Source organism: Burkholderia sp. AU31624 (genome assembly GCF_020420065.1).
GTDB lineage: Bacteria > Pseudomonadota > Gammaproteobacteria > Burkholderiales > Burkholderiaceae > Burkholderia.
Genome location: NZ_JAIZRT010000005.1, coordinates 486,189 through 506,287, shown reverse-complemented (window position 1 = coordinate 506,287; position 20,099 = coordinate 486,189). Strand labels below are relative to the sequence as shown.

Here is a 20,099-nt window from a genome sequence, read left to right as displayed (position 1 = left end):
GCGCCGATGGCTGAAAAAAAGCCCCGCAATCGCGGGGCTTTTTCATTGGGCGAGCGGGAGCGGCTTATGCCTGCCGCTGCAGCCCGTCCGCATCCTTCGCGGGCGCCGGCCGGTAGCCGAGCGATTCCGAAATGGTGAGGGCCGTGCGGCTCAACTGGCCGAGCCACGCATCCTGGAGGCGATCGGCCGGCGCCGACAGCGACAGGCCCGCGACGAGCTTGCCCGAATCGTCGTAGATGCCGGCCGCGATACAGCGCACGCCGAGCTCCAGTTCCTCGTTGTCGCGCGCGCACGATTGCTGGCGCACGATCGTCAGCTCGCGCTCGAGCTTCGCGATGTCGGTGATGCTGTTCTGCGTATGGCCGGACAGCCCAGTACGCGTCGCATAGGCGCGCACGCGTGACGTTTCGTCGGCCGCGAGGAACAGCTTGCCGACCGACGTGAGGTGCAGCGGCGCGCGGCCACCGATCGCACGAACGACCTGCATCCCCGAGCGCTCCGAATACGCACGCTCGATGTAGACGATCTCGTCGCCCTGGCGTACCGACAGGTTCACGGTCTGCCCGGTGAGGCGGTGCAGTTCGCGCATCGGCATCAGCGCCGCGTCGCGCACCGACAGGCGCGCCTTCACGAGGTTGCCGAGCTCCAGCAGCCGCATGCCGAGGCGGTACGTGCCGGGATCGGAGCGGTCGACGAGACGGCAGGTCACCATGTCGTTGAGGATGCGGTGCGCGGTCGACGGGTGCAGCTCCGTCCGCTGCGCAAGCTCCTTCAGGCTGACAGGGTCACTGTGCGCGGCGAGCGCGTCCAGCAACCGCATCATGCGTTCGATCACCTGGATCGACGTTTTTGAATCCGGGGTGGGTTGGCTCATGTCGGGGGGAGAAATCGGTTGACGCGTCAAGCGGTGTTGGGACGATTGTATCTCGTATTGTGAAAAAAGCGAACGCCGTTCGAGGAAGTCCTCGTTTCGCGCCGTGCGGGCTTGCATGAGCGCCGGCGTTGGTCTTGCTGGCCAAACGGCGGATAATGAGAGCCGTTTTCTCGAAGGAGCACGTATGCGAGTCGGTTTGTTCGTGACCTGCCTGGTCGATCTGATGCGCCCCGAAATCGGTTTTTCGGCGCTCAAGCTGATTCGCGACGCCGGCTACGAGGTGATCGTGCCGCCCGCGCAGACTTGCTGCGGCCAGCCGGCCTACAACTCGGGCGACCGTGCGCTCGCGCGCGATCTCGCGGAAAAGACGCTGCGCGAGTTCGAGCAGTTCGATTACGTCGTCGCGCCGTCAGGTTCGTGCGGCGGGATGATTCGCGCGCACTACGGCGACCTGTTTCGCGACGACCCCGAACTGATGGGGCGCTACACGCGGTTCCAGCAGAAAGTCTACGAACTGACCGATTTCCTGGCGAACGTCGCGAAGGTGTCGCTCGCGCCGGGCGAATTCACGGGGCCCGTCACCTACCACGATTCGTGCTCGGGCCTGCGCGAGCTGGGCGTGAAGGCGCAGCCGCGCGCGCTGCTCGCGCAGCGCGGCATCGCCGTCACCGAAATGAAGGACTGCGAGCACTGCTGCGGCTTCGGCGGCACGTTCGCGGTCAAGTACGGCGACATTTCGGCCGCCATCGCGGACGAGAAATGCGCGAACGTGCGCGCGTCCGGCACGGGCGCCGTCGTGCTTGGCGATCTCGGCTGCATGCTGAACATCGAAGGGCGGTTGCGCCGCACCGGCGACCGCGACACGCGCGTGCTGCACGTCGCGCAGGTGCTGGCGGGCGACGTCTGACGCCCGGTTCCGCTCACTTTTCCCCGATACCGCGATGCAAGTCCAATCGATGCATTTCAAGGCGCGCGCCGGCCAGAAGCTGGCCGACCAGCGCCTGCAGCAGAACCTGAAGAAGCTGTCGACGAAGTTCGTGTCCGCGCGCGCCGATGCGATGACCGCGATCGACTTCCCGGCCACGCGCGCCGCGCTGAAAGCCCGCCGCAACCGCGCGCTGGAGAACCTCGACGTGTGGCTCGAGGCGTTCGAGCGCGAGGCGACGCGGCGCGGCACGACGGTGCTGTTCGCCGAAACGACCGAGGATGCCGCGCGGCTCGTGGCCGACATCGCGCGCCGTCACGACGTGAAGAAGGTCATCAAGACCAAGTCGATGGTGTCGGAGGAAATGCGCCTGAACGCGGTGCTCGCGGAAATGGGCGTGCAGTCGATCGAGACGGATCTCGGTGAGTACATCCTGCAGATCAACGACAACGAGCCGCCGAGCCACATCATTGCGCCCGTCGTGCACAAGGACAAGGACGAGATCGCCGACCTGTTTGCGCGCACACATCATCGCGAGCGGCTCACCGAGATTCCGGACATGACGCGCGAGGCGCGCGAGGTGCTGCGCCCGCATTTCATGTCGGCCGACATGGGCGTGACGGGCGGCAACTTCGTGATCGCCGAGACCGGTTCGGTCGCGATCGTGACGAACGAAGGGAACGAGGGGATGTGCACCGTGATGCCGCGCGTGCATGTGGCGGTGACGGGCATCGAAAAGGTGTTGCCGACGCTCGAGGATCTCGCGACCGCGATGCGCCTGCTGCCGCGCTCCGCGACCGGGCAGAAGACGTCGAACTATTTCTCGCTGCTGACCGGGCCGCGCGGGCCGGGCGACGAGGACGGCCCCGAGCACAACTACGTGGTGCTGGTCGACGGCGGCCGCACGGGGCTGATCGGCGGCGAATTCCAGGAGATGCTGCGCTGCATCCGTTGCGGCGCATGCATGAACCATTGCCCGGTGTACCAGAAGGTCGGCGGCCACGCGTACGGCTGGGTGTACCCGGGGCCGATGGGGTCCGTACTGACGCCGAGCTACGTCGGGCTCGACCGCTCACTCGATCTGCCGCAGGCCGCAACACTTTGCGGGGAATGCGACAGCGTGTGCCCGGCCGGGATTCCGTTGTCGCACCTGTTGCGCACGCTGCGCGAGAAGCAGGTCGAGCGACACCTGCGGCCGTGGCGCGAGCGGGCGGCGCTCGCCGCATGGGGTTTCTTCGCGCGCCGGCCGATGCTGTACGCGCTCACGACCAAGCTCGCGGTGCGCATCCTCGAGCGGCTGGGCGGCAGCGGCGGCACGCTGCGGCGCCTGCCGATGATGGGCGGCTGGATGGATACGCGCGATATGCCGACGCCGACCGGACGCACGTTCCGCGAGCTGTACGCGGCGTCGCAAAGCCACCTCGGCTGACGACTGTTCATCGGGCGACAACAGTGCGTTCGCTATTTGCATATTTATCTCGATAGATGCGGGCTATAGAATCCTGTCTGTAGTCCCCGGAATTGGGTTTCGGGGTGCGAGGTCCAAGGAGGTCCGCATCATGAAAAAGACAATATCGATGTACTGGCCGTTGGCAATCGTCGTTCCGCTGGCCGCGGCTGCCTATCTGCATGCGATGGCCGAGGCGCCGTCGCGTGGCCCGCTTGCCGTTCACCAGGCATCCGCCGAGCTGGCGCGTGCGGTGTCGTTCGGGCTAGTCGACGATACGGCGAAGCCGCTGCCGGCGGCGTCCGGCGACGTCGTGCTCGCCGTGCCGAAGGCGCTGTAAGGCATGGCGCCGTCGCTTTGCGCGGCGGCGCGATTTCGGCCGCCTTTGTATAATGGCGGGCTGTTCTCCCACGCGGCCCGCCGCGGCTTTCCGATAGTGTGATGACCCGCGTTTCGATCTGTTTCGTCTGTCTCGGCAACATCTGCCGTTCGCCCACCGCGGAAGGCGTGATGCGTCATCAGGTCGACGCGGCCGCGCTGGCGGACCGGATCGAGATCGATTCGGCCGGCACCGGCGACTGGCATGTCGGCGAGCCGCCCGATACGCGTGCCCAGGCGGCCGCTCGCGGCCGCGGCTACGACCTGTCGGCGCTGCGTGCACGACAGGTGAGCGCGGCGGATTTCGAGCGCTTCGACCTGTTGCTCGCGATGGACGAGGCGAATCTCGCGGAGCTGCGCCGCCGCTGCCCGCCGCAGCATCGCGACAAGGTGCGCCTGCTGATGGAATTCGCGCCGGATTCGGCCGAGACCGAGGTAGCCGACCCCTATTTCGGCGGTACGCAGGGCTTCGAGCAGGTGCTCGATCAGGTCGAGCGCGCGTGCGCGGGCCTGCTGGAGGCGCTCAGGGCCCGTACGGAGCGCTGATCGCGCGGTTTTCAGCGATCTGCGAATACCCTTTCAAAGACATGGATACTTGACTAAAAACGTCAAATATTTATACTTGACCAAAATCGTCAAGATTGCAGTCCCCTAGACACCATGAGACTCACCACCAAAGGCCGTTTCGCCGTCACGGCGATGATTGACTTGGCACTGCGCCAGGAGCAGGGCCCGGTGACGCTTGCAGGCATCAGCCAGCGCCAGCGGATTTCGCTCTCGTATCTCGAACAGCTGTTCGGCAAGCTGCGCAGGCATGAAATCGTCGAATCCGTGCGCGGCCCGGGCGGCGGCTACAACCTCGCGCGTCGCGCGCAGGACGTCACCGTTGCCGACATCATCATCGCGGTCGATGAACCGCTCGACGCCACGCAGTGCGGCGGCAAAGGCACGTGCGACGGCTCGAAACAGCCAGACGGCCATTGCATGACGCACGAGCTGTGGTCGACGCTGAACCAGAAGATGGTCGAATACCTCGATTCGGTGTCGCTGCAGGATCTCGTCGATCAGCAGCGCGCTCGCGAGGGCGCACCAGCGGTGCTGCGCGACCGGCGGACGCCGGAGCCCGTTGCGGCACCGGCCGAGCCGGTTCGCACGATGCCGCTCGGCCCCAATTCGGTGTTCAACATCGCGAGTTCGTGAGCGCGAAGGCGCCGCCATACCCCATAACGCACATAGTCCCTGCACAGAATTCCCGGAGCGACAGATGACCCAAGACACTCTCCACCTGCCCATCTACATGGATTACAGCGCGACGACGCCGGTCGACCCGCGCGTGGTCGACAAGATGGTGCCGTATCTGCGCGAGCAGTTCGGCAACCCGGCGTCGCGCAGCCACGCGTATGGCTGGGACGCGGAGCGTGCGGTCGAGGAGGCGCGCGAGAACGTGGCCGCGCTCGTGAACGCGGATCCGCGCGAGATCATCTGGACGTCCGGCGCAACGGAATCGGACAACCTCGCGATCAAGGGTGCCGCGAACTTCTACAAGGGCAAGGGCAAGCACATCATCACGGTGAAGACCGAGCACAAGGCCGTGCTCGACACCTGCCGCGAGCTCGAGCGCGACGGGTTCGAAGTCACCTACCTCGACGTGAAGGATGACGGCCTGATCGACCTCGACGTGTTCAAGGCCGCACTGCGCCCGGACACGATCCTCGTGTCGGTGATGCACGTGAACAACGAGATCGGCGTGATCCAGGACATCGAGACGATCGGTGAGATCTGCCGCGAGAAGGGCATCGTGTTCCACGTCGACGCCGCACAGTCTACCGGCAAGGTCGCGATCGACCTCGCGAAGCTGAAGGTCGACCTGATGTCGTTCTCGGCGCACAAGACCTACGGCCCGAAGGGCATCGGTGCGCTGTACGTGCGTCGCAAGCCGCGCGTGCGCATCGAAGCGCAGATGCACGGCGGCGGCCACGAGCGCGGCATGCGTTCGGGCACGCTGGCGACGCACCAGATCGTAGGCATGGGCGAAGCGTTCCGTATCGCACGCGAAGAAATGGCGACGGAAAACGAGCGCATCCGCATGCTGCGCGACAAGCTGCTGCGCGGCCTGTCGCAAATCGAGGAAACGTACGTGAACGGCGACATGGAGCGCCGTGTCCCGCACAACCTCAACATCAGTTTCAACTTCGTCGAAGGCGAGTCGCTGATCATGGCGATCAAGGACGTCGCGGTGTCGTCGGGCTCCGCATGCACGTCGGCGTCGCTGGAGCCGTCGTACGTGCTGCGTGCGCTCGGCCGCAACGACGAACTGGCCCACAGCTCGATCCGCTTCACGGTCGGCCGCTTCACGACGGAGCAGGAAGTCGACTTCGTGATCAACCTGCTGAACAGCAAGATCGCGAAGCTGCGCGAACTCTCGCCGCTCTGGGAAATGCACCAGGAAGGCATCGATCTGTCGACGATCGAATGGGCCGCACACTGAGCGCCGGATTGAACATACCCGCGGGCGGATTCGCGCACGCAGACGTAACGAGTCAAGGAGTCTGAGTCATGTCTTACAGCAACAAGGTTCTGGATCACTACGAAAACCCGCGCAACGTCGGTTCGTTCGCGAAGGACGACGACACGGTCGGCACGGGCATGGTCGGCGCGCCGGCCTGCGGCGACGTGATGAAGCTGCAGATCCGCGTCGGCGCGGACGGCGTGATCGAAGACGCGAAGTTCAAGACCTACGGTTGCGGTTCGGCGATCGCATCGAGCTCGCTCGTCACCGAATGGGTGAAGGGCAAGACGCTCGACGAAGCACTGTCGATCAAGAACACGCAGATCGCGGAAGAACTCGCGCTGCCGCCGGTGAAGATTCACTGCTCGATCCTCGCGGAAGACGCGATCAAGGCAGCCGTGGCCGACTACAAGAAGCGTCACGACACCACGGCAGGCGATCAGGCAGCAGCCTGAGCGGCATCGAGCGGCTTCAGAAGGAACGCGGCGGGCCCCGGTGGCGCGCCGCGGCAAGGACATCATGGCAATTACACTGACCGAAAAAGCAGCACAGCACGTCCAGAAATACCTCGTCCGTCGCGGCAAGGGTATGGGTCTGCGGCTTGGCGTTCGCACGACCGGGTGCTCGGGGCTCGCGTACAAGCTCGAGTATGTCGACGAGCTCGCTCCCGAGGATCAGGTGTTCGAGAGCCATGGCGTGAAGGTGATCGTCGATCCGAAGAGCCTGGCCTACATCGACGGCACCGAGCTCGACTTCGCACGCGAAGGCCTGAACGAAGGGTTCAAGTTCAACAACCCGAACGTGAAGGACGAGTGCGGCTGCGGTGAATCGTTCCGCGTGTGATCACGCGGGTCTCCGCGCGATGCGGGCAAGAGGCGGCACGGGCCGCCTTTTTAATGTGCGGCGTTTGCCGCGCGACGAAACGGAATTGAACGCGACGATGGTCTCGCTGAAAGACAGCCATTTCGACCTGTTTCACCTGCCGGCGCAATTCGCGCTCGACGAGACGGCGCTCGACGCCGCGTATCGGACGGTGCAGACGCAGGTGCACCCGGACCGCTTCGCGGCGGCCGGCGACGCGCAGAAGCGCATCGCGATGCAATGGGCCACCCGCGCGAACGAAGCGTATCGCACGCTGCGCGATCCGCTGAAGCGCGCGTCGTATCTGTTGTCGCTGCGCGGTGTCGACATCGGCGCGGAAAACAACACCGCGATGGAGCCTGCGTTTCTGATGCAGCAGATGGAGTGGCGCGAGGGCATCGAGGATGCCGCGGCCGCCCGCAACGTCGACGCGCTCGACGTGCTGCTCGCCGAGTTGCGCGAAGAGCGGCGCGTGCGGGTGGAGCGCCTCGGCACGCTGCTCGACAGCGGCGCCGATCAGGCGGCCGCCGAGGCCGTCCGCCAGCTGATGTTCATCGAACGGGTCGCGTCGGAAGTGGGCGCGCAGATCGAGCGCCTCGAAACTTAACCGCGTGCCTTGCGGCACGCGCAGCAAACGGGCCGAGCGCCCGAACGAACCAAGATGGCTTTACTGCAAATTTCCGAACCGGGCATGGCGCCGGCGCCGCATCAGCGGCGACTCGCCGTCGGGATCGATCTCGGCACGACGAATTCGCTCGTCGCGGCCGTGCGCAACAGCGTGCCTGAAGTCCTGCCGGACGAAACGGGCCGCGTGCTGCTGCCGTCGGTGGTCCGCTACCTCGAGAAGGGCGGCCGCCGCATCGGCCACGAGGCGAAAGAGCAGGCCGCCACCGATCCGCGCAACACGATCGTGTCGGTCAAGCGCTTCATGGGCCGCGGCAAGGCCGAGGTCGAAGGCGCGGCGAACGCGCCGTACGAATTCGTCGATGCGCCGGGCATGGTGCAGATCCGTACCATCGACGGCGTGAAGAGCCCGGTCGAGGTGTCGGCCGAGATTCTCGCGACGCTGCGTTATCGCGCGGAAGATTCGCTCGGCGACGACCTGGTTGGCGCGGTGATCACGGTGCCCGCGTATTTCGATGAAGCGCAACGCCAGGCGACCAAGGATGCGGCGCGCCTCGCGGGCCTCAACGTGCTGCGCCTGCTGAACGAACCGACCGCCGCGGCGATTGCCTATGGGCTCGACAACGGGGCCGAAGGCCTCTATGCGGTGTATGACCTCGGCGGCGGCACGTTCGACCTGTCGATCCTGAAGCTGACGAAGGGCGTGTTCGAAGTGCTGGCCGCGGGCGGCGATTCCGCGCTCGGCGGCGACGATTTCGACCATGCGCTGTTCGATCACGTGCTCGCGCAGGCCGGCATCGACGCGAAGACGCTCGCACCCGAGGACGTGCGCCTGCTGCTCGACCGTGTGCGCGTGCTGAAGGAAGCGCTGTCGTCCGCACCGGAGGCGTCGCTCGACGTCACGCTGTCGGGTGGCGCGCACCTCGTGCAGACGATCTCGCACGACACGTTCGCGTCGCTCGTCGAGCCGCTCGTGCAGCGCACGCTCACGCCGACCCGCAAGGCGCTGCGCGATGCACAGGTTGCGCCGGCCGACATCAAGGGTGTCGTGCTCGTCGGCGGCGCGACGCGCATGCCGGTGATTCGCGACGCAGTTGCGAAGTACTTCGGCCAGCCGCCGCTCGTGAACCTCGATCCGGATCAGGTCGTTGCGCTCGGCGCGGCGATCCAGGCCGACCTGCTCGCAGGCAATCGCGGCACCGGCGACGACTGGCTGCTGCTCGACGTGATTCCGCTGTCGCTCGGTGTCGAGACGATGGGCGGCCTCGTCGAGAAGATCATTCCGCGCAACTCGACGATTCCGATCGCGCGCGCGCAGGAATTCACGACCTTCAAGGACGGCCAGACCGCGATGGCGATCCACGTCGTGCAGGGCGAGCGTGAACTCGTCGCCGATTGCCGGTCGCTCGCGCGCTTCGAGCTGCGCGGCATTCCGCCGATGACGGCTGGCGCCGCGCGCATTCGCGTGACCTACCAGGTCGACGCGGATGGCCTGCTGTCGGTGTTCGCCCGCGAGCAGCTGTCGGGCGTCGAGGCGTCGGTCGTCGTGAAGCCGTCGTACGGTCTTGCCGACGACGACATCGCGAAGATGCTCGAGGACAGCTTCAAGACCGCCGAGATCGACATGCGCGCCCGCGCGCTGCGCGAAGCGCAAGTCGAGGCCCAGCGGATGCTCGAGGCGACGCAGGCCGCACTGGCGGCCGACGGCGAACTGCTCGACGCGAGCGAGCGCACGCAAGTCGACACGCTGGCCGCCGCGCTGCGCGCGGTCGCGCAAGGCGACGATACGAACGCGATCGAAGCGGCGACCAAGGCGCTGGCCGACGGCACCGATGAATTCGCGGCGCGCCGGATGGACAAGAGCATCAAGCGTGCGCTGTCGGGCCGCCGGCTCGACGAGATCTGAACTCACGAACTGCGCATCGGCCGGCAACGGCCCGCGCGACACTGAACCGTGCGGCGCCTGGCGCCGCACCCTGACTGACGGAACGGACATGCCTCAACTGGTAGTGCTGCCTCACGTCGAACTGTGCCCGGATGGCGCGGTGATCGACGCGACGCCCGGCAAGAGTATCTGCGACAACCTGCTCGAACACGGGATCGAGATCGAGCATGCATGCGAGAAGTCGTGCGCGTGCACGACGTGCCACGTGGTGATCCGCGAAGGCTTCAACGATCTGACGCCGTCCGAGGAGGACGAGGACGATCTGCTGGACAAGGCGTGGGGCCTCGAGCCGACGTCGCGCCTGTCGTGCCAGGCGATCGTGAAGGAAGATTCGGACCTGGTGGTCGAGATTCCGAAGTACTCGATCAACCACGCGAAGGAAAACCACTGACCGGAACCGGAGGCAGGCGATGAAATGGACCGATTCGCGTGAAATAGCCATTGCGCTGGCGGACAAGCACCCGGACATCGACCCCCAGCGGATCAACTTCGTCGACTTGCGCCAATGGGTGCTCGAGCTCGACGGCTTCAACGACGATCCGGCGCACTCCGGCGAGAAGATCCTCGAAGCGATCCAGGCCCACTGGATCGACGAATCGGACTTCGACGACGAAGACTGACCGATGGGCACCGTGTGCGCCGCATGGGCGCGCAGGGCGCAATGAAAAAACGGCTCGTGAGATTGCTCACGAGCCGTTTTCGTTTTCAGGCCGCCTGCCCGCGCACGACATGCGGGCAGGGGGCGCCGACGCGATCTGGCGATTACGCGCCGACCAGCGTGCCGTTCTCGATCCGTACGCGCTGGCCCTGGCCGAACGGCGGCGGGTTGTGGTACGTGAACGTGCGCGTCGCGCCGTTCTCCATCTGCACTTGCACCTGATAGTCGGTTTCCGCGCGCACCTGCTTTTCGACCTGGTTGCCGGCGAGGCCGCCACCCAGCGCGCCGATGATCGTCATCGCGGTGCGGCCGTTGCCGTGACCGAACTGGTTGCCGAGCAGGCCGCCGGCTGCAGCGCCGCCCACGGCGCCGATCCCCGAGCTCTGGCCCGGCGTGCGCGTCTGCGAGATCGCGACGACCGTGCCGCAGCTCTGGCAGTAGCTCTGGGCCGGGGCCGACGGCTGCTGCGCGTATTGCGGCGGCTGCGGTGCCGTCGTATGACGGCGATGCGGCGCGGCCGGGCGCGGCGCGGGCTTCGGTTCAGCCTGCGCGACGGCGGCCTTCTGCTCGGCAGCCTTCTGCTGCGCGGCGGCCTGTTCGGCCGCCTGCTGCTGGGCTTGCGCGGCCAGCGCGGCGCTGGCGGCCGCGGCCGTATCGACGGCCGGCTGCGATGCGATCAGCGCGGCCTGGGTCTGACCGTTCTGCGCATTGTTGCTGTTGGCCTTCGGGAAGACGCCCGTGATCGCTGCCGTCGCCGCGAGGCTGGCGACGATGACGGCGCCGGCCGCGGTGGCGATCAGCGGGTGGAGGCGTTGCTTTTGCGGCGTGGTCTGATTCTGGTTGTCCATTTTGTTCTCCAATGTCGATCCGGATCGGCGCGCTGCGCCGGAGCAGGATCCCACGCTCGGGAGCGAGCAGACTCGGCGTTCCGGCGCCTCGTTCTGGTCCCGTGGTCATGCGTGGTGACGCAACAGGAGTGTCGTCCACGGCCCAGCGGCGCGCCGTATCAAGGTGTAACGAATTGCAGCGGAGCATCGGCAGCCATGACAGGGAAAACCCGGAAAAGGCCGTCGCGACGAGGGGATAAAACGGGGGAGGATCGAAAGCCGGCGGACGCCGGCTGGCGGGATTTACGCGTCGTTACAAAGCTGACGCGTGCGCGCCGCAGGGCGCGGCGCACACGCGGGCGCAGCGATCAGTCTTCGCGGCGCAGGTGCGGGAACAGCAGCACGTCGCGGATCGTCGGGCTGTCGGTCAGCAGCATCACGAGACGGTCGATGCCGATCCCGCAGCCGCCGGTCGGAGGCATCCCGTACTCGAGCGCGCGGATGTAGTCGGCGTCGAAGAACATCGCTTCCTCGTCGCCCGCATCCTTCTGCTCGACCTGCTTCTTGAAGCGCGCGGCCTGGTCTTCCGGATCGTTCAGCTCCGAGAAGCCGTTCGCGATTTCGCGGCCGGTCATGAACAGCTCGAAACGCTCGGTGATGCCCGGCACCGTATCCGATGCGCGTGCGAGCGGCGACACCTCGACCGGGTAGTCGATGATGAAGGTCGGCTCCCACAGCTGCGCTTCGGCCGTTTCCTCGAACAGCGCGAGCTGCAGCGCGCCGATGCCTGCGTTCAGGAACGCCGGCTGCGACACGTCGACGCCGAAGCGCTTCAGTTCGGTGCGCAGGAACGCGTCGTCCGACAGCTGGCCGTCGGTGTAGTCCGGTGCGTACTTCTGGATCGCCTGCGTGATCGTCAGGCGGTGGAACGGCTTCGCCAGGTCGAGCTCGCGGCCCTGGTACTGGATCGTCGCGGTGCCGAGCGCATCGATCGCCGCCTGGCGGATCAACTGCTCGGTGAAGTCCATCAGCCAGCGGTAGTCGGTGTACGCGGCGTAGAACTCCATCATCGTGAATTCCGGGTTGTGACGCGGCGACACGCCTTCGTTCCGGAAGTTACGGTTGATTTCGAACACGCGCTCGAAGCCGCCGACGATCAGGCGCTTCAGGTACAGCTCCGGCGCGATACGCAGGAACATCTGCATGTCGAGCGCGTTGTGATGCGTGACGAACGGCTTCGCGGCCGCGCCGCCCGGGATCGGGTGCAGCATCGGCGTCTCGACTTCCATGAACTCGGCGTTGTCCATGAACTTGCGGATCGACGCGATCGTCTTGGTGCGGGCGCGGAACGTGTCGCGCGTTTCCGGCGTGACGATCAGGTCGACGTAGCGCTGGCGGTAGCGCATTTCCTGGTCCGACAGGCCGTGGAACTTGTCCGGCAGCGGGCGCAGCGCCTTCGACAGCAGGCGCAGTTCCTTGCACTGGACCGACAGCTCGCCCTTGTTGGTGCGGAACAGCACGCCGCGCGCGGCGACGATGTCGCCGAGGTCCCACTTCTTGAATGCGTCGTAGGTTTCCGCGCCGACGTCGTTCGGCGTCACGAAGAACTGGATCTGGCCCGAACCGTCCTGCACCGTCGCGAAGCTTGCCTTGCCCATCACGCGCTTGAGCATCATGCGGCCGGCGACCGACACCTCGACCGGGTTCGCTTCGAGCGCGGCCTTGTCCGAGTCGGCGAATTTCGTCTGCAGATCGGCTGCGTGATGTTCCGGGCGGAAATCGTTCGGGTAGGCGACGCCTTGCTCGCGCAGGGCGCGCAGCTTCTCGCGGCGCTCGGCGATGATCTGGTTTTCGTCCGCGGTGACGGCGGGCTGCGTTTGGGTCGGTTCGGTCATGATGGTCGGAATTCGGAGTGGGTGCGGCAACGCAAACGGGAAGGGCAAGGGGGCGCGACCCGGCAGGGTCGCGCCGCGGCGCTTACACGCCCTGTTTGAGGCTCGCGCTGATGAAGTCGTCGAGGTCGCCGTCGAGGACGGCGCGCGTGTTGCTCATTTCGACGTTCGTGCGCAGGTCCTTCACGCGGCTCTGGTCAAGCACGTACGAACGGATCTGGTGGCCCCAGCCCACATCGGTCTTGCTCGATTCGAGCTTGTCCTGTTCGGCCTGGCGCTTGCGCATTTCGACTTCGTACAGGCGCGATTTCAGCATCGCCATCGCTTCGGCGCGGTTGCGGTGCTGCGAGCGGTCGTTCTGGCACTGCACGACGATACCGGTCGGCATGTGCGTGATCCGCACCGCGGAGTCGGTCTTGTTGATGTGCTGACCGCCCGCGCCCGATGCGCGGTACGTGTCGATGCGCAGGTCGGCCGGGTTGATCTCGACTTCGATCGAATCGTCGATTTCCGGGTAGACGAACACCGACGAGAACGACGTGTGGCGCCCGCCCGACGAGTCGAACGGCGACTTGCGCACGAGGCGGTGAATGCCCGTTTCGGTGCGCAGGAAGCCGTACGCGTATTCGCCCGAGACCTTGACCGTCGCGTTCTTGATGCCGGCGACGTCGCCGTCGGACTCTTCGAGCACTTCGGCCTTGAAGCCCTTGCGTTCGCAGTAGCGCAGGTACTGGCGCAGCAGCATCGACGCCCAGTCGCACGCCTCGGTGCCGCCGGCGCCGGCCTGGATGTCGATGAAGCAGTTGTTCGGGTCGGCCGGGTTCGAGAACATCCGGCGGAACTCGATGTCGCCCACGCGTGCCTCGAGCTTCGCGGCGTCTTCTTCCGACGCGACGAGCGTGTCCTCGTCACCTTCCTCGCGGGCCAGCTCGAACAGGTCGAGCGCGTCGCGCAGGTCGCCATCGAGCGCGGTGAGCGTCGTGACGACGCCCTCGAGCAGCTTCTTCTCGCGACCGAGCGCCTGGGCGTTCTTCGAATCGTTCCAGACGTTCGGGTCTTCGAGTTCCTTGTTGACTTCGGTCAGACGCGCAGCTTTGGCGTCGTAGTCAAAGATACCCCCGGAGCTCGCCCGCGCGGTTGCGCAGGTCGAGCAGGGAGCTTTCGATCGCGTTGAGACGTTCCGCTTCCATGATCGTTCGCTATTCTTGCTTCGTAAAAAAGCGGAATTATAGCCGATCGGCGGGGTTGCCCGGTGACGCAAACGGTGCTCGCACGCGCGCCGCGGCCCCGTCCGGCGCGGCGTGCATGCATCGGCGGGCAATACAGGCCGGGCGGCCCGCGCCTAGCCGGCCGCGTGTTCGACGATCAGCTGGACGCGCGTGACGCCGTTCCACGTGTCGGCGACGAGGCGGTAGGCGACCAGTGCGCTTTCCGGCAGCGGCTCCGTGTGGTTGAACCAGATCGCATTGAAGCGCTGGCGGCCGCGCGCCAGTTGCAGCTTCAGGTGCTTTTCCTTCACGAGCGACTGCGACACGACGTCGAATTCACCGGAGAAAAGCGGGGCCGGAAAGCCTTGCCCCCAGACGGCCTCGTCGAGCAGCCCGACGAACTGCGGCGTGAAGTACGCATCCTCGAGTTCGCCGTCGGTCTCGATCACGCGGGCGAGCGCGTCGTCGGACAGCCATTCGCGCGCGACGGCCTCGAACGCGGCCGCGAAGCGCGGCACGTTCTCGGTGTCGAGCGTGAGGCCGGCCGCCATCGCGTGGCCGCCGAACGCGACGATCAGGTCCGGTTCGCGTTTCGACACGAGGTCGAGCGCGTCGCGCAGGTGGAAGCCGGGAATCGAGCGGCCCGAGCCCTTGACCCGCTTGCCTTCGTCGTCCGCGTGCGCAAACGTGAACGACGGGCGGTGGAATTTTTCCTTGAGCCGGCCGGCGACGATGCCGATCACGCCCTGGTGCCACTCGGGGTTGAAGAGGGTGATCGTGCACGCGTCGGCCGGATCGACGTCGGCGAGATCGGCGAGCGCCTGCTGCTGCATGCCGGCCTCGATCTCGCGGCGTTCGCGGTTCATCACGTCGAGCTGCTGCGCGAGATCCCACGCGCGGCCGATGTCGTCGGTGATCAGGCACTCGATGCCGAGCGACATGTCGGACAGCCGTCCGGCGGCGTTCAGGCGCGGGCCGAGGCCGAAGCCGAGGTCGAAGCCCGAGGCCGTACGCGCTTCGCGCGCGGCCGCGCGGAACAGCGCGGCGACGCCCGGCTGCATGCGGCCGTTGCGGATGCGTTGCAGCCCCTGTGCGACCAGCACGCGATTGTTGCCGTCGAGCCGCACGACGTCGGCGACGGTGCCGAGCGCGACGAGGTCGAGCAGGCCGTCGAGGCGCGGCTCGGCTTCCTTGCTCGCGAACGCGCCGCGGCGGCGCAGCTCGGCGCGCAGCGCGAGCAGCACGTAGAACATCACGCCGACGCCGGCGAGGTGCTTGCTCGGGAACGCGCAGCCGGGCTGGTTCGGGTTGACGATCGCGCGCGCGGCGGGCAGCGCGTCGCCGGGCAGGTGGTGGTCGGTCACGAGCACGTCGATGCCGCGCGCGTTCGCGGCTTCGACGCCCGTGACGCTCGCGATGCCGTTGTCGACGGTGATCAGCAGGTCGGGCTTGCGCGCGGCGGCGAGTTCGACGATCTCGGGCGTGAGGCCGTAGCCGTATTCGAATCGGTTCGGCACCAGGTAGTCGATCTGCGCGCCGAACATCCGCAGGCCGCGCACCGCGACCGCGCATGCGGTTGCACCGTCGCAGTCGTAGTCGGCGACGACGAGCAGGCGCCGCTTGTCGGCGATCGCGTCGGCGAGCAGCGATGCAGCGTCGGCGCAGCCTTTCAGCTCGGTGGGCGGAACGAGTCGCGCCAGCGCGGTCTCGATGTCGGCGGGGGACTGCACGCCGCGCGACGCGTACAGGCGTGCAAGGACGGGATGCAGGCCATGGCGCGCGAGCACTTCGGCGTCGGCGGGCGCGACGGGACGGGTAACGATCCGGGTCATACGGGTCTGCTTTGTTATTCGAACAGGGAGGCCAGCGCGCGGCGGCGCCAGAACTTGCGCAGGTCGCCGCGCGTCGCGTGCAGCGTCACGGAACTCGTGTCGCCGCACAGCGTGAAATCGACGCTCGCGAGCTCGCCGTTCTGTAGCGCGGCAAGGGCCGGCGCGAACCAGTCGCGCTCGAGCGCGGCGAGTCCGTCGTGCCAGCGCGCCCAGTCCTGCTCGATGAACGGGGTGGTCAGCGCGGGCAGTTCGACGAGCGTCGCGCCATCGGCGGCGGGCAGCGTGCCGAACGCGGCCGGCGGCGCGCCGGCGTCGGCGTGCGCGGCGCGCGCGAGGCCGAGCGCCGCGGGCGACGCGGACAGCACGCGCGCGAACGGCTTGCCGACCGGCTTCAGCGTGCCCTGCGCATGGAACCAGATCGAATTGACGGCCGGCAGGCCGCGCGCCTCGCGGGCCTCGTTGACCGGATGCTGGAACCAGGCCATCTGCACCTCGTTCTGCAGCTTCATCCACATCCGCGAGCGTTCGCCCGTATGGGCCTCGTGCGGCAGCCAGATCTCGATGTTGCGGCCGCTCGCGCGCAGCGGCGCGGCGCCGGCGAGGCGGGCGAGCTGCTCGCTCGACAGGTACCAGCGTGACGGGTTCGGCGCCTCGAGCCGGACGCCGAGCTCCTCGATCAGCGGCCGCGCGACTGCGAGCAGCGCGGCGGCGTCGCCTTCGTCGAGCGCGAGGGCCGCCGGATCGACGAGCACCAGGTGATCGTGCGCGATTTCGACGTGAACGGGCTCGACGCAGGCCCACGCTTGCGCGCCGGGGTCGCCGCCGTCCGCCAGCAGCATGTAGGGCGCGAGCGGCGCCTCGTCCGCGGCGTTGCCCTGGGTGGCGCCGAACTGGCGGGCCAGCCAGCGCTCGTGCGGCAGCGTGCGCTGGAAGTCCTCACCGGCCACGCGCTCGACGAGGCTGGCGCGGGCGAGCAACTTTTCGAGCGCGGGGCTGTCCAGCGTGTGCAGGGACGAGGCCGCATCGGCCGCCGACGGCAGCGCGAACGGAACGAGAAAATGGAGGCGTCGGTCGTGCATGATGGTGCGCATTGTATGGCAAACTGCGCGCGTGATCGGGCCGGCTGACGGCCCGTTCGCGTCCGGCGGCCGTTTTTCGACCGTGCCCGGGCCGGTGGCCGCCACCGGGCGGCGGTCCGGCCGCGGGGCGCCTCCCCGCCGTAACCAGCAGAAAGGATTCGCTTGAAACTTCCGTACGAATGGCAGATCGGCTGGCGCTACACGCGCGCCGGCAAACGCACGACCGGTAACGGCTTCATTTCCTTCATCGCGCTCGTGTCGATGCTCGGGATCGCGCTCGGCGTCGCGGCGCTGATCGTCGTGCTGTCGGTGATGAACGGCTTCCAGAAGGAAGTGCGCGACCGCATGCTGTCGGTGCTCGCGCACGTCGAGGTGTTCTCGCCGACGGGCTCGATGCCCGACTGGCAACTCACCGCGCAGGAAGCGCGCCGCAATCCGTCGGTGATCGGCGCGGCGCCGTACGTCGACGCGCAGGCGCTGCTCACCCGCCAGGACGCGGTGAGCGGCGTGATGCTGCGCGGCGTCGAGCCGGCGCTCGAGCCGCAAGTGTCGGACATTGGCAAGGACATGAAGGCGGGCCAGCTCGGCGCGCTGGTGCCGGGCCAGTTCGGCATCGTGCTCGGCGATGCGCTCGCGGGCAACCTCGGCGTGACGGTCGGCGACAAGGTCACGCTGGTCGCGCCGGAAGGATCGATCACGCCGGCCGGCATGATGCCGCGGCTGAAGCAGTTCGCGGTCGTCGGCGTGTTCGAGTCCGGCCACTACGAATACGACAGCACGCTCGCGATGATCAACATCCGCGACGCCGAGGCGCTGTTCCGGATGGCCGCGCCGACCGGTGTGCGGCTGCGGCTGAAGGACATGCAGAAGGCGCCGGACGTGGCGGTCGAGCTGTCGCATACGCTGTCGGGCAGCCTGTACATCCGCGACTGGACCCAACAGAACAAGACGTGGTTCTCGGCCGTGCAGATCGAGAAGCGGATGATGTTCATCATCCTCACGCTGATCATCGCGGTGGCCGCGTTCAACCTCGTGTCGTCGCTCGTGATGACGGTGACCAACAAGCAGGCCGACATTGCGATTCTTCGCACGCTCGGCGCGCAGCCGGGGTCGATCATGAAGATCTTCGTCGTGCAGGGCGTGACGATCGGCTTCGTCGGCACGGCGTCGGGCGTCGCGCTCGGCTGCCTGATCGCGTGGAGCATCCCGTGGCTGATCCCGATGATCGAGCACCTGTTCGGCGTGCAGTTCCTGCCGCCGTCCGTGTATTTCATCAGCGAGCTGCCGTCCGAACTCGTCGCGAGCGACGTGATCCGGATCGGCCTGATCGCGTTCGCGCTGTCGGCGGTCGCGACGCTCTATCCGAGCTGGCGCGGCGCGAAGGTGAAGCCCGCGGAGGCGCTCCGCTATGAATGACCGCGCGACCGCATTCGCGGATGCAAAACAACACAACAGACAGGATTCGGCAGGTATGCAGGAATACGTGCTTCAGGCGCGCGGGATCACGAAGGCGTTCGTGCAGGGCGGCTTCAACGTGCAGGTGCTCAACAATACCGAGCTGACGGTGCGGCGCGGCGAGAAGCTCGCGGTCGTCGGCGCGTCGGGTTCCGGCAAGAGCACGCTGCTGCACGTGCTGGGCGGGCTCGACGAGCCGAGCGCGGGCGAGGTGTCGTTGCTCGGCAAGCCGTTCACGCAACTCGCCGAGCGCGAGCGCAACGAGCTGCGTAACCGTGCGCTCGGCTTCGTCTACCAGTTCCATCACCTGCTGCCCGAGTTCACCGCGCTCGACAACGTCGCGATGCCGCTGCGCATTCGCCGGATGACGACCGAGGACGCGCGCGAGCAGGCGCAGGCGATGCTCGAACGCGTCGGTCTCGGCCCGCGTGCGAAGCACCGGCCGGGCGAGCTGTCGGGCGGCGAGCGGCAGCGCGTCGCGATCGCGCGCGCGCTGGTGACGAAGCCCGCGTGCGTGCTCGCCGACGAGCCGACCGGCAACCTCGACGGCACGACGGCCGATACGGTGTTCAACCTGATGCTCGAGCTGTCCGAGACGCTCGAAACGAGCTTCGTGATCGTCACGCACGATCCCGATCTCGCCGCGCGCTGCGACCGCATCATGCGGCTGCGCGACGGCGTGCTGCACGAGGAGCCGGCGCTGCCGGTGTAAGAAGCGAACGCGCTTGGCCTGCTGCCGGGATGGTCCCGGTGCGGCGCCAGCGCGCAGGACTGCCGCCATGTGGATCGACACGCACTGCCATCTCGATGCCGCCGAGTTCGACGCCGACCGCGACGCGGTCGCGCATGCGGCGCGCGCGGCCGGCGTGTCGCGCATCGTGATCCCGAGCGTCGGGCGCGATAACTTCACGACGGTGCGCGAACTCGCGCAACGCACGCCGGGCGCGGTCTACGCGCTCGGCATCCACCCGATGTATACGCCACGCGCACGCGACGAGGATCTCGACCGGCTGCGCATGGAGATCGAGGCGAGCCTCGACGATCCGCGCTTCGTCGCGATCGGCGAGATCGGGCTCGACTATTTCGTGCCGGGGCTCGACGAAGACCGGCAGCAGTTCTTCTACCAGGGGCAGCTGAAGCTCGCGCGCGAATTCGACCTGCCCGTGCTGTGCCACGTGCGCAAGTCGCAGGATCGCGTGCTCGCCGGGCTGCGCCGTTTCGGCGTGCGGCGCGGTATCGCGCATGCGTTCAACGGCAGCTTCCAGCAGGCTGAAGCGTATCTCGCGCATGGGCTGCATCTCGGCTTCGGCGGCAACGTGACCTTCACGCGTGCGCTGCAGATCCGCCGGCTAGCGGCGCAGTTGCCGCTCGAGGCGATCGTCGTCGAGACGGACGCACCCGACATCGCGCCCGAATGGGCGTACAAATCCCGCAACACGCCCGACCAGGTGCCGCGCATCGGCGACGTGCTCGCCGAACTGCGCGGGATCGACGCCGGCGCGGTGTCCCTATGCACTTCGGCTAACGCGCTCGCCGCGCTGCCGCGACTCGCACTTTCGTCCGCATAATCGTTGCCCTGAGGCGT

The 20,099-nt window shown here is 67.2% G+C and carries 21 protein-coding genes; 15 read left to right on the top strand and 6 right to left on the bottom strand.

Translation table 11 applies throughout. The annotated features are described in order from the left end of the window. Window positions 1-64: 64 nt before the first annotated feature. Entirely contained in the window at window positions 65-874 is an 810-nt protein-coding gene (locus LGM89_RS21425; RefSeq protein ID WP_034183553.1) for an IclR family transcriptional regulator, read from the bottom strand. A gap of 184 nt (window positions 875-1,058) precedes the next feature. Between LGM89_RS21425 and LGM89_RS21420 the strand changes: the two genes are divergently transcribed. From LGM89_RS21420 to iscX, 12 genes are all read left to right on the top strand, one after another. Next, entirely contained in the window at window positions 1,059-1,781 is a 723-nt protein-coding gene (locus LGM89_RS21420) for a (Fe-S)-binding protein (RefSeq protein WP_069248359.1), read from the top strand. Window positions 1,782-1,815: 34 nt separating this feature from the next. Beyond that, a complete protein-coding gene (locus LGM89_RS21415) occupies window positions 1,816-3,228 on the top strand; it encodes a lactate utilization protein B (RefSeq protein WP_089440509.1) in 1,413 nt (470 codons plus the stop codon). Between the two features lie 130 nt (window positions 3,229-3,358). Further along, complete coding sequence (locus LGM89_RS21410) at window positions 3,359-3,586, top strand: hypothetical protein (protein WP_089495160.1); 228 nt, start codon at window positions 3,359-3,361, stop codon at window positions 3,584-3,586. Window positions 3,587-3,687: 101 nt separating this feature from the next. After that, entirely contained in the window at window positions 3,688-4,170 is a 483-nt protein-coding gene (locus tag LGM89_RS21405) for a low molecular weight protein-tyrosine-phosphatase (RefSeq protein WP_089495159.1), read from the top strand. Between the two features lie 114 nt (window positions 4,171-4,284). Beyond that, on the top strand, window positions 4,285-4,824 hold the full coding sequence (gene iscR / locus LGM89_RS21400; RefSeq protein WP_009691731.1) for a Fe-S cluster assembly transcriptional regulator IscR: 540 nt from the start codon (window positions 4,285-4,287) through the stop codon (window positions 4,822-4,824). 64 nt (window positions 4,825-4,888) lie between these two features. Beyond that, window positions 4,889-6,112, top strand: a complete 1,224-nt coding sequence (locus tag LGM89_RS21395) for an IscS subfamily cysteine desulfurase (protein ID WP_046546057.1) — start codon at window positions 4,889-4,891, stop codon at window positions 6,110-6,112. 68 nt (window positions 6,113-6,180) lie between these two features. Next, window positions 6,181-6,588 (top strand): Fe-S cluster assembly scaffold IscU, encoded by a 408-nt coding sequence (iscU, locus tag LGM89_RS21390; protein ID WP_089425757.1) that lies wholly within the window; start codon window positions 6,181-6,183, stop codon window positions 6,586-6,588. 64 nt (window positions 6,589-6,652) lie between these two features. Further along, a complete protein-coding gene (gene iscA / locus LGM89_RS21385; protein WP_012492710.1) occupies window positions 6,653-6,976 on the top strand; it encodes an iron-sulfur cluster assembly protein IscA in 324 nt (107 codons plus the stop codon). Between the two features lie 97 nt (window positions 6,977-7,073). Next, a complete protein-coding gene (gene hscB, locus LGM89_RS21380) occupies window positions 7,074-7,601 on the top strand; it encodes a Fe-S protein assembly co-chaperone HscB (protein WP_089495314.1) in 528 nt (175 codons plus the stop codon). Window positions 7,602-7,655: 54 nt separating this feature from the next. Next, on the top strand, window positions 7,656-9,524 hold the full coding sequence (gene hscA, locus LGM89_RS21375; RefSeq protein WP_226273807.1) for a Fe-S protein assembly chaperone HscA: 1,869 nt from the start codon (window positions 7,656-7,658) through the stop codon (window positions 9,522-9,524). 88 nt (window positions 9,525-9,612) lie between these two features. Then, on the top strand, window positions 9,613-9,954 hold the full coding sequence (gene fdx, locus LGM89_RS21370; RefSeq protein ID WP_011352558.1) for an ISC system 2Fe-2S type ferredoxin: 342 nt from the start codon (window positions 9,613-9,615) through the stop codon (window positions 9,952-9,954). A gap of 19 nt (window positions 9,955-9,973) precedes the next feature. Then, complete coding sequence (gene iscX / locus LGM89_RS21365) at window positions 9,974-10,183, top strand: Fe-S cluster assembly protein IscX (RefSeq protein ID WP_069621826.1); 210 nt, start codon at window positions 9,974-9,976, stop codon at window positions 10,181-10,183. Between the two features lie 142 nt (window positions 10,184-10,325). Here iscX and LGM89_RS21360 read toward each other — a convergent pair whose 3' ends face one another. The 5 genes from LGM89_RS21360 to LGM89_RS21340 form a co-directional block, all read right to left on the bottom strand. After that, window positions 10,326-11,069: a glycine zipper 2TM domain-containing protein gene (locus LGM89_RS21360; protein ID WP_089495157.1), complete on the bottom strand. Its 744-nt coding sequence runs from the start codon at window positions 11,067-11,069 to the stop codon at window positions 10,326-10,328. A gap of 347 nt (window positions 11,070-11,416) precedes the next feature. After that, a complete protein-coding gene (gene lysS / locus LGM89_RS21355; protein WP_089431260.1) occupies window positions 11,417-12,943 on the bottom strand; it encodes a lysine--tRNA ligase in 1,527 nt (508 codons plus the stop codon). Between the two features lie 82 nt (window positions 12,944-13,025). Continuing rightward, window positions 13,026-14,130, bottom strand: a protein-coding gene (gene prfB, locus LGM89_RS21350; protein WP_111941483.1) for a peptide chain release factor 2 whose coding sequence is annotated in 2 segments (ribosomal slippage) — window positions 13,026-14,048 and window positions 14,050-14,130 — 1,104 coding nt in all. Because the reading frame shifts where the segments join, the coding sequence is not laid out codon by codon here. A gap of 152 nt (window positions 14,131-14,282) precedes the next feature. Continuing rightward, window positions 14,283-15,980, bottom strand: coding sequence for a single-stranded-DNA-specific exonuclease RecJ (recJ, locus tag LGM89_RS21345; protein WP_046546052.1), 1,698 nt, complete (start codon window positions 15,978-15,980; stop codon window positions 14,283-14,285). A 14-nt stretch (window positions 15,981-15,994) separates the two neighbouring features. Then, window positions 15,995-17,059, bottom strand: a complete 1,065-nt coding sequence (locus tag LGM89_RS21340) for a regulator (protein WP_089495313.1) — start codon at window positions 17,057-17,059, stop codon at window positions 15,995-15,997. A gap of 162 nt (window positions 17,060-17,221) precedes the next feature. Here LGM89_RS21340 and LGM89_RS21335 point away from each other — a divergent pair, with 162 nt between their 5' ends. From LGM89_RS21335 to LGM89_RS21325, 3 genes are all read left to right on the top strand, one after another. Continuing rightward, on the top strand, window positions 17,222-18,475 hold the full coding sequence (locus LGM89_RS21335; protein WP_226273806.1) for a lipoprotein-releasing ABC transporter permease subunit: 1,254 nt from the start codon (window positions 17,222-17,224) through the stop codon (window positions 18,473-18,475). Continuing rightward, window positions 18,468-19,226, top strand: coding sequence for a lipoprotein-releasing ABC transporter ATP-binding protein LolD (gene lolD, locus LGM89_RS21330; protein WP_372684011.1), 759 nt, complete (start codon window positions 18,468-18,470; stop codon window positions 19,224-19,226). Before LGM89_RS21335 ends, lolD begins: the two co-directional genes overlap by 8 nt. Before the next feature lie 67 nt (window positions 19,227-19,293). Then, window positions 19,294-20,082 (top strand): TatD family hydrolase, encoded by a 789-nt coding sequence (locus LGM89_RS21325; protein ID WP_089495154.1) that lies wholly within the window; start codon window positions 19,294-19,296, stop codon window positions 20,080-20,082. Window positions 20,083-20,099: the final 17 nt, after the last annotated feature.

Bases quoted from the DNA above. Each gene is read 5' to 3' on its own strand.
- LGM89_RS21405 (WP_089495159.1), top strand. From the start codon at position 3,688: ATGACCCGCGTTTCGATCTGTTTCGTCTGTCTCGGCAACATCTGCCGT.
- LGM89_RS21410 (WP_089495160.1), top strand. From the start codon at position 3,359: ATGAAAAAGACAATATCGATGTACTGGCCGTTGGCAATCGTCGTTCCG.
- LGM89_RS21325 (WP_089495154.1), top strand. From the start codon at position 19,294: ATGTGGATCGACACGCACTGCCATCTCGATGCCGCCGAGTTCGACGCC.
- iscX (WP_069621826.1), top strand. From the start codon at position 9,974: ATGAAATGGACCGATTCGCGTGAAATAGCCATTGCGCTGGCGGACAAG.
- fdx (WP_011352558.1), top strand. From the start codon at position 9,613: ATGCCTCAACTGGTAGTGCTGCCTCACGTCGAACTGTGCCCGGATGGC.
- hscA (WP_226273807.1), top strand. From the start codon at position 7,656: ATGGCTTTACTGCAAATTTCCGAACCGGGCATGGCGCCGGCGCCGCAT.
- LGM89_RS21395 (WP_046546057.1), top strand. From the start codon at position 4,889: ATGACCCAAGACACTCTCCACCTGCCCATCTACATGGATTACAGCGCG.
- hscB (WP_089495314.1), top strand. From the start codon at position 7,074: ATGGTCTCGCTGAAAGACAGCCATTTCGACCTGTTTCACCTGCCGGCG.
- LGM89_RS21360 (WP_089495157.1), bottom strand. From the start codon at position 11,069: ATGGACAACCAGAATCAGACCACGCCGCAAAAGCAACGCCTCCACCCG.
- recJ (WP_046546052.1), bottom strand. From the start codon at position 15,980: ATGACCCGGATCGTTACCCGTCCCGTCGCGCCCGCCGACGCCGAAGTG.
- iscR (WP_009691731.1), top strand. From the start codon at position 4,285: ATGAGACTCACCACCAAAGGCCGTTTCGCCGTCACGGCGATGATTGAC.
- LGM89_RS21425 (WP_034183553.1), bottom strand. From the start codon at position 874: ATGAGCCAACCCACCCCGGATTCAAAAACGTCGATCCAGGTGATCGAA.
- iscU (WP_089425757.1), top strand. From the start codon at position 6,181: ATGTCTTACAGCAACAAGGTTCTGGATCACTACGAAAACCCGCGCAAC.
- iscA (WP_012492710.1), top strand. From the start codon at position 6,653: ATGGCAATTACACTGACCGAAAAAGCAGCACAGCACGTCCAGAAATAC.
- LGM89_RS21420 (WP_069248359.1), top strand. From the start codon at position 1,059: ATGCGAGTCGGTTTGTTCGTGACCTGCCTGGTCGATCTGATGCGCCCC.
- LGM89_RS21340 (WP_089495313.1), bottom strand. From the start codon at position 17,059: ATGCACGACCGACGCCTCCATTTTCTCGTTCCGTTCGCGCTGCCGTCG.
- lolD (WP_372684011.1), top strand. From the start codon at position 18,468: ATGAATGACCGCGCGACCGCATTCGCGGATGCAAAACAACACAACAGA.
- lysS (WP_089431260.1), bottom strand. From the start codon at position 12,943: ATGACCGAACCGACCCAAACGCAGCCCGCCGTCACCGCGGACGAAAAC.
- LGM89_RS21415 (WP_089440509.1), top strand. From the start codon at position 1,816: ATGCAAGTCCAATCGATGCATTTCAAGGCGCGCGCCGGCCAGAAGCTG.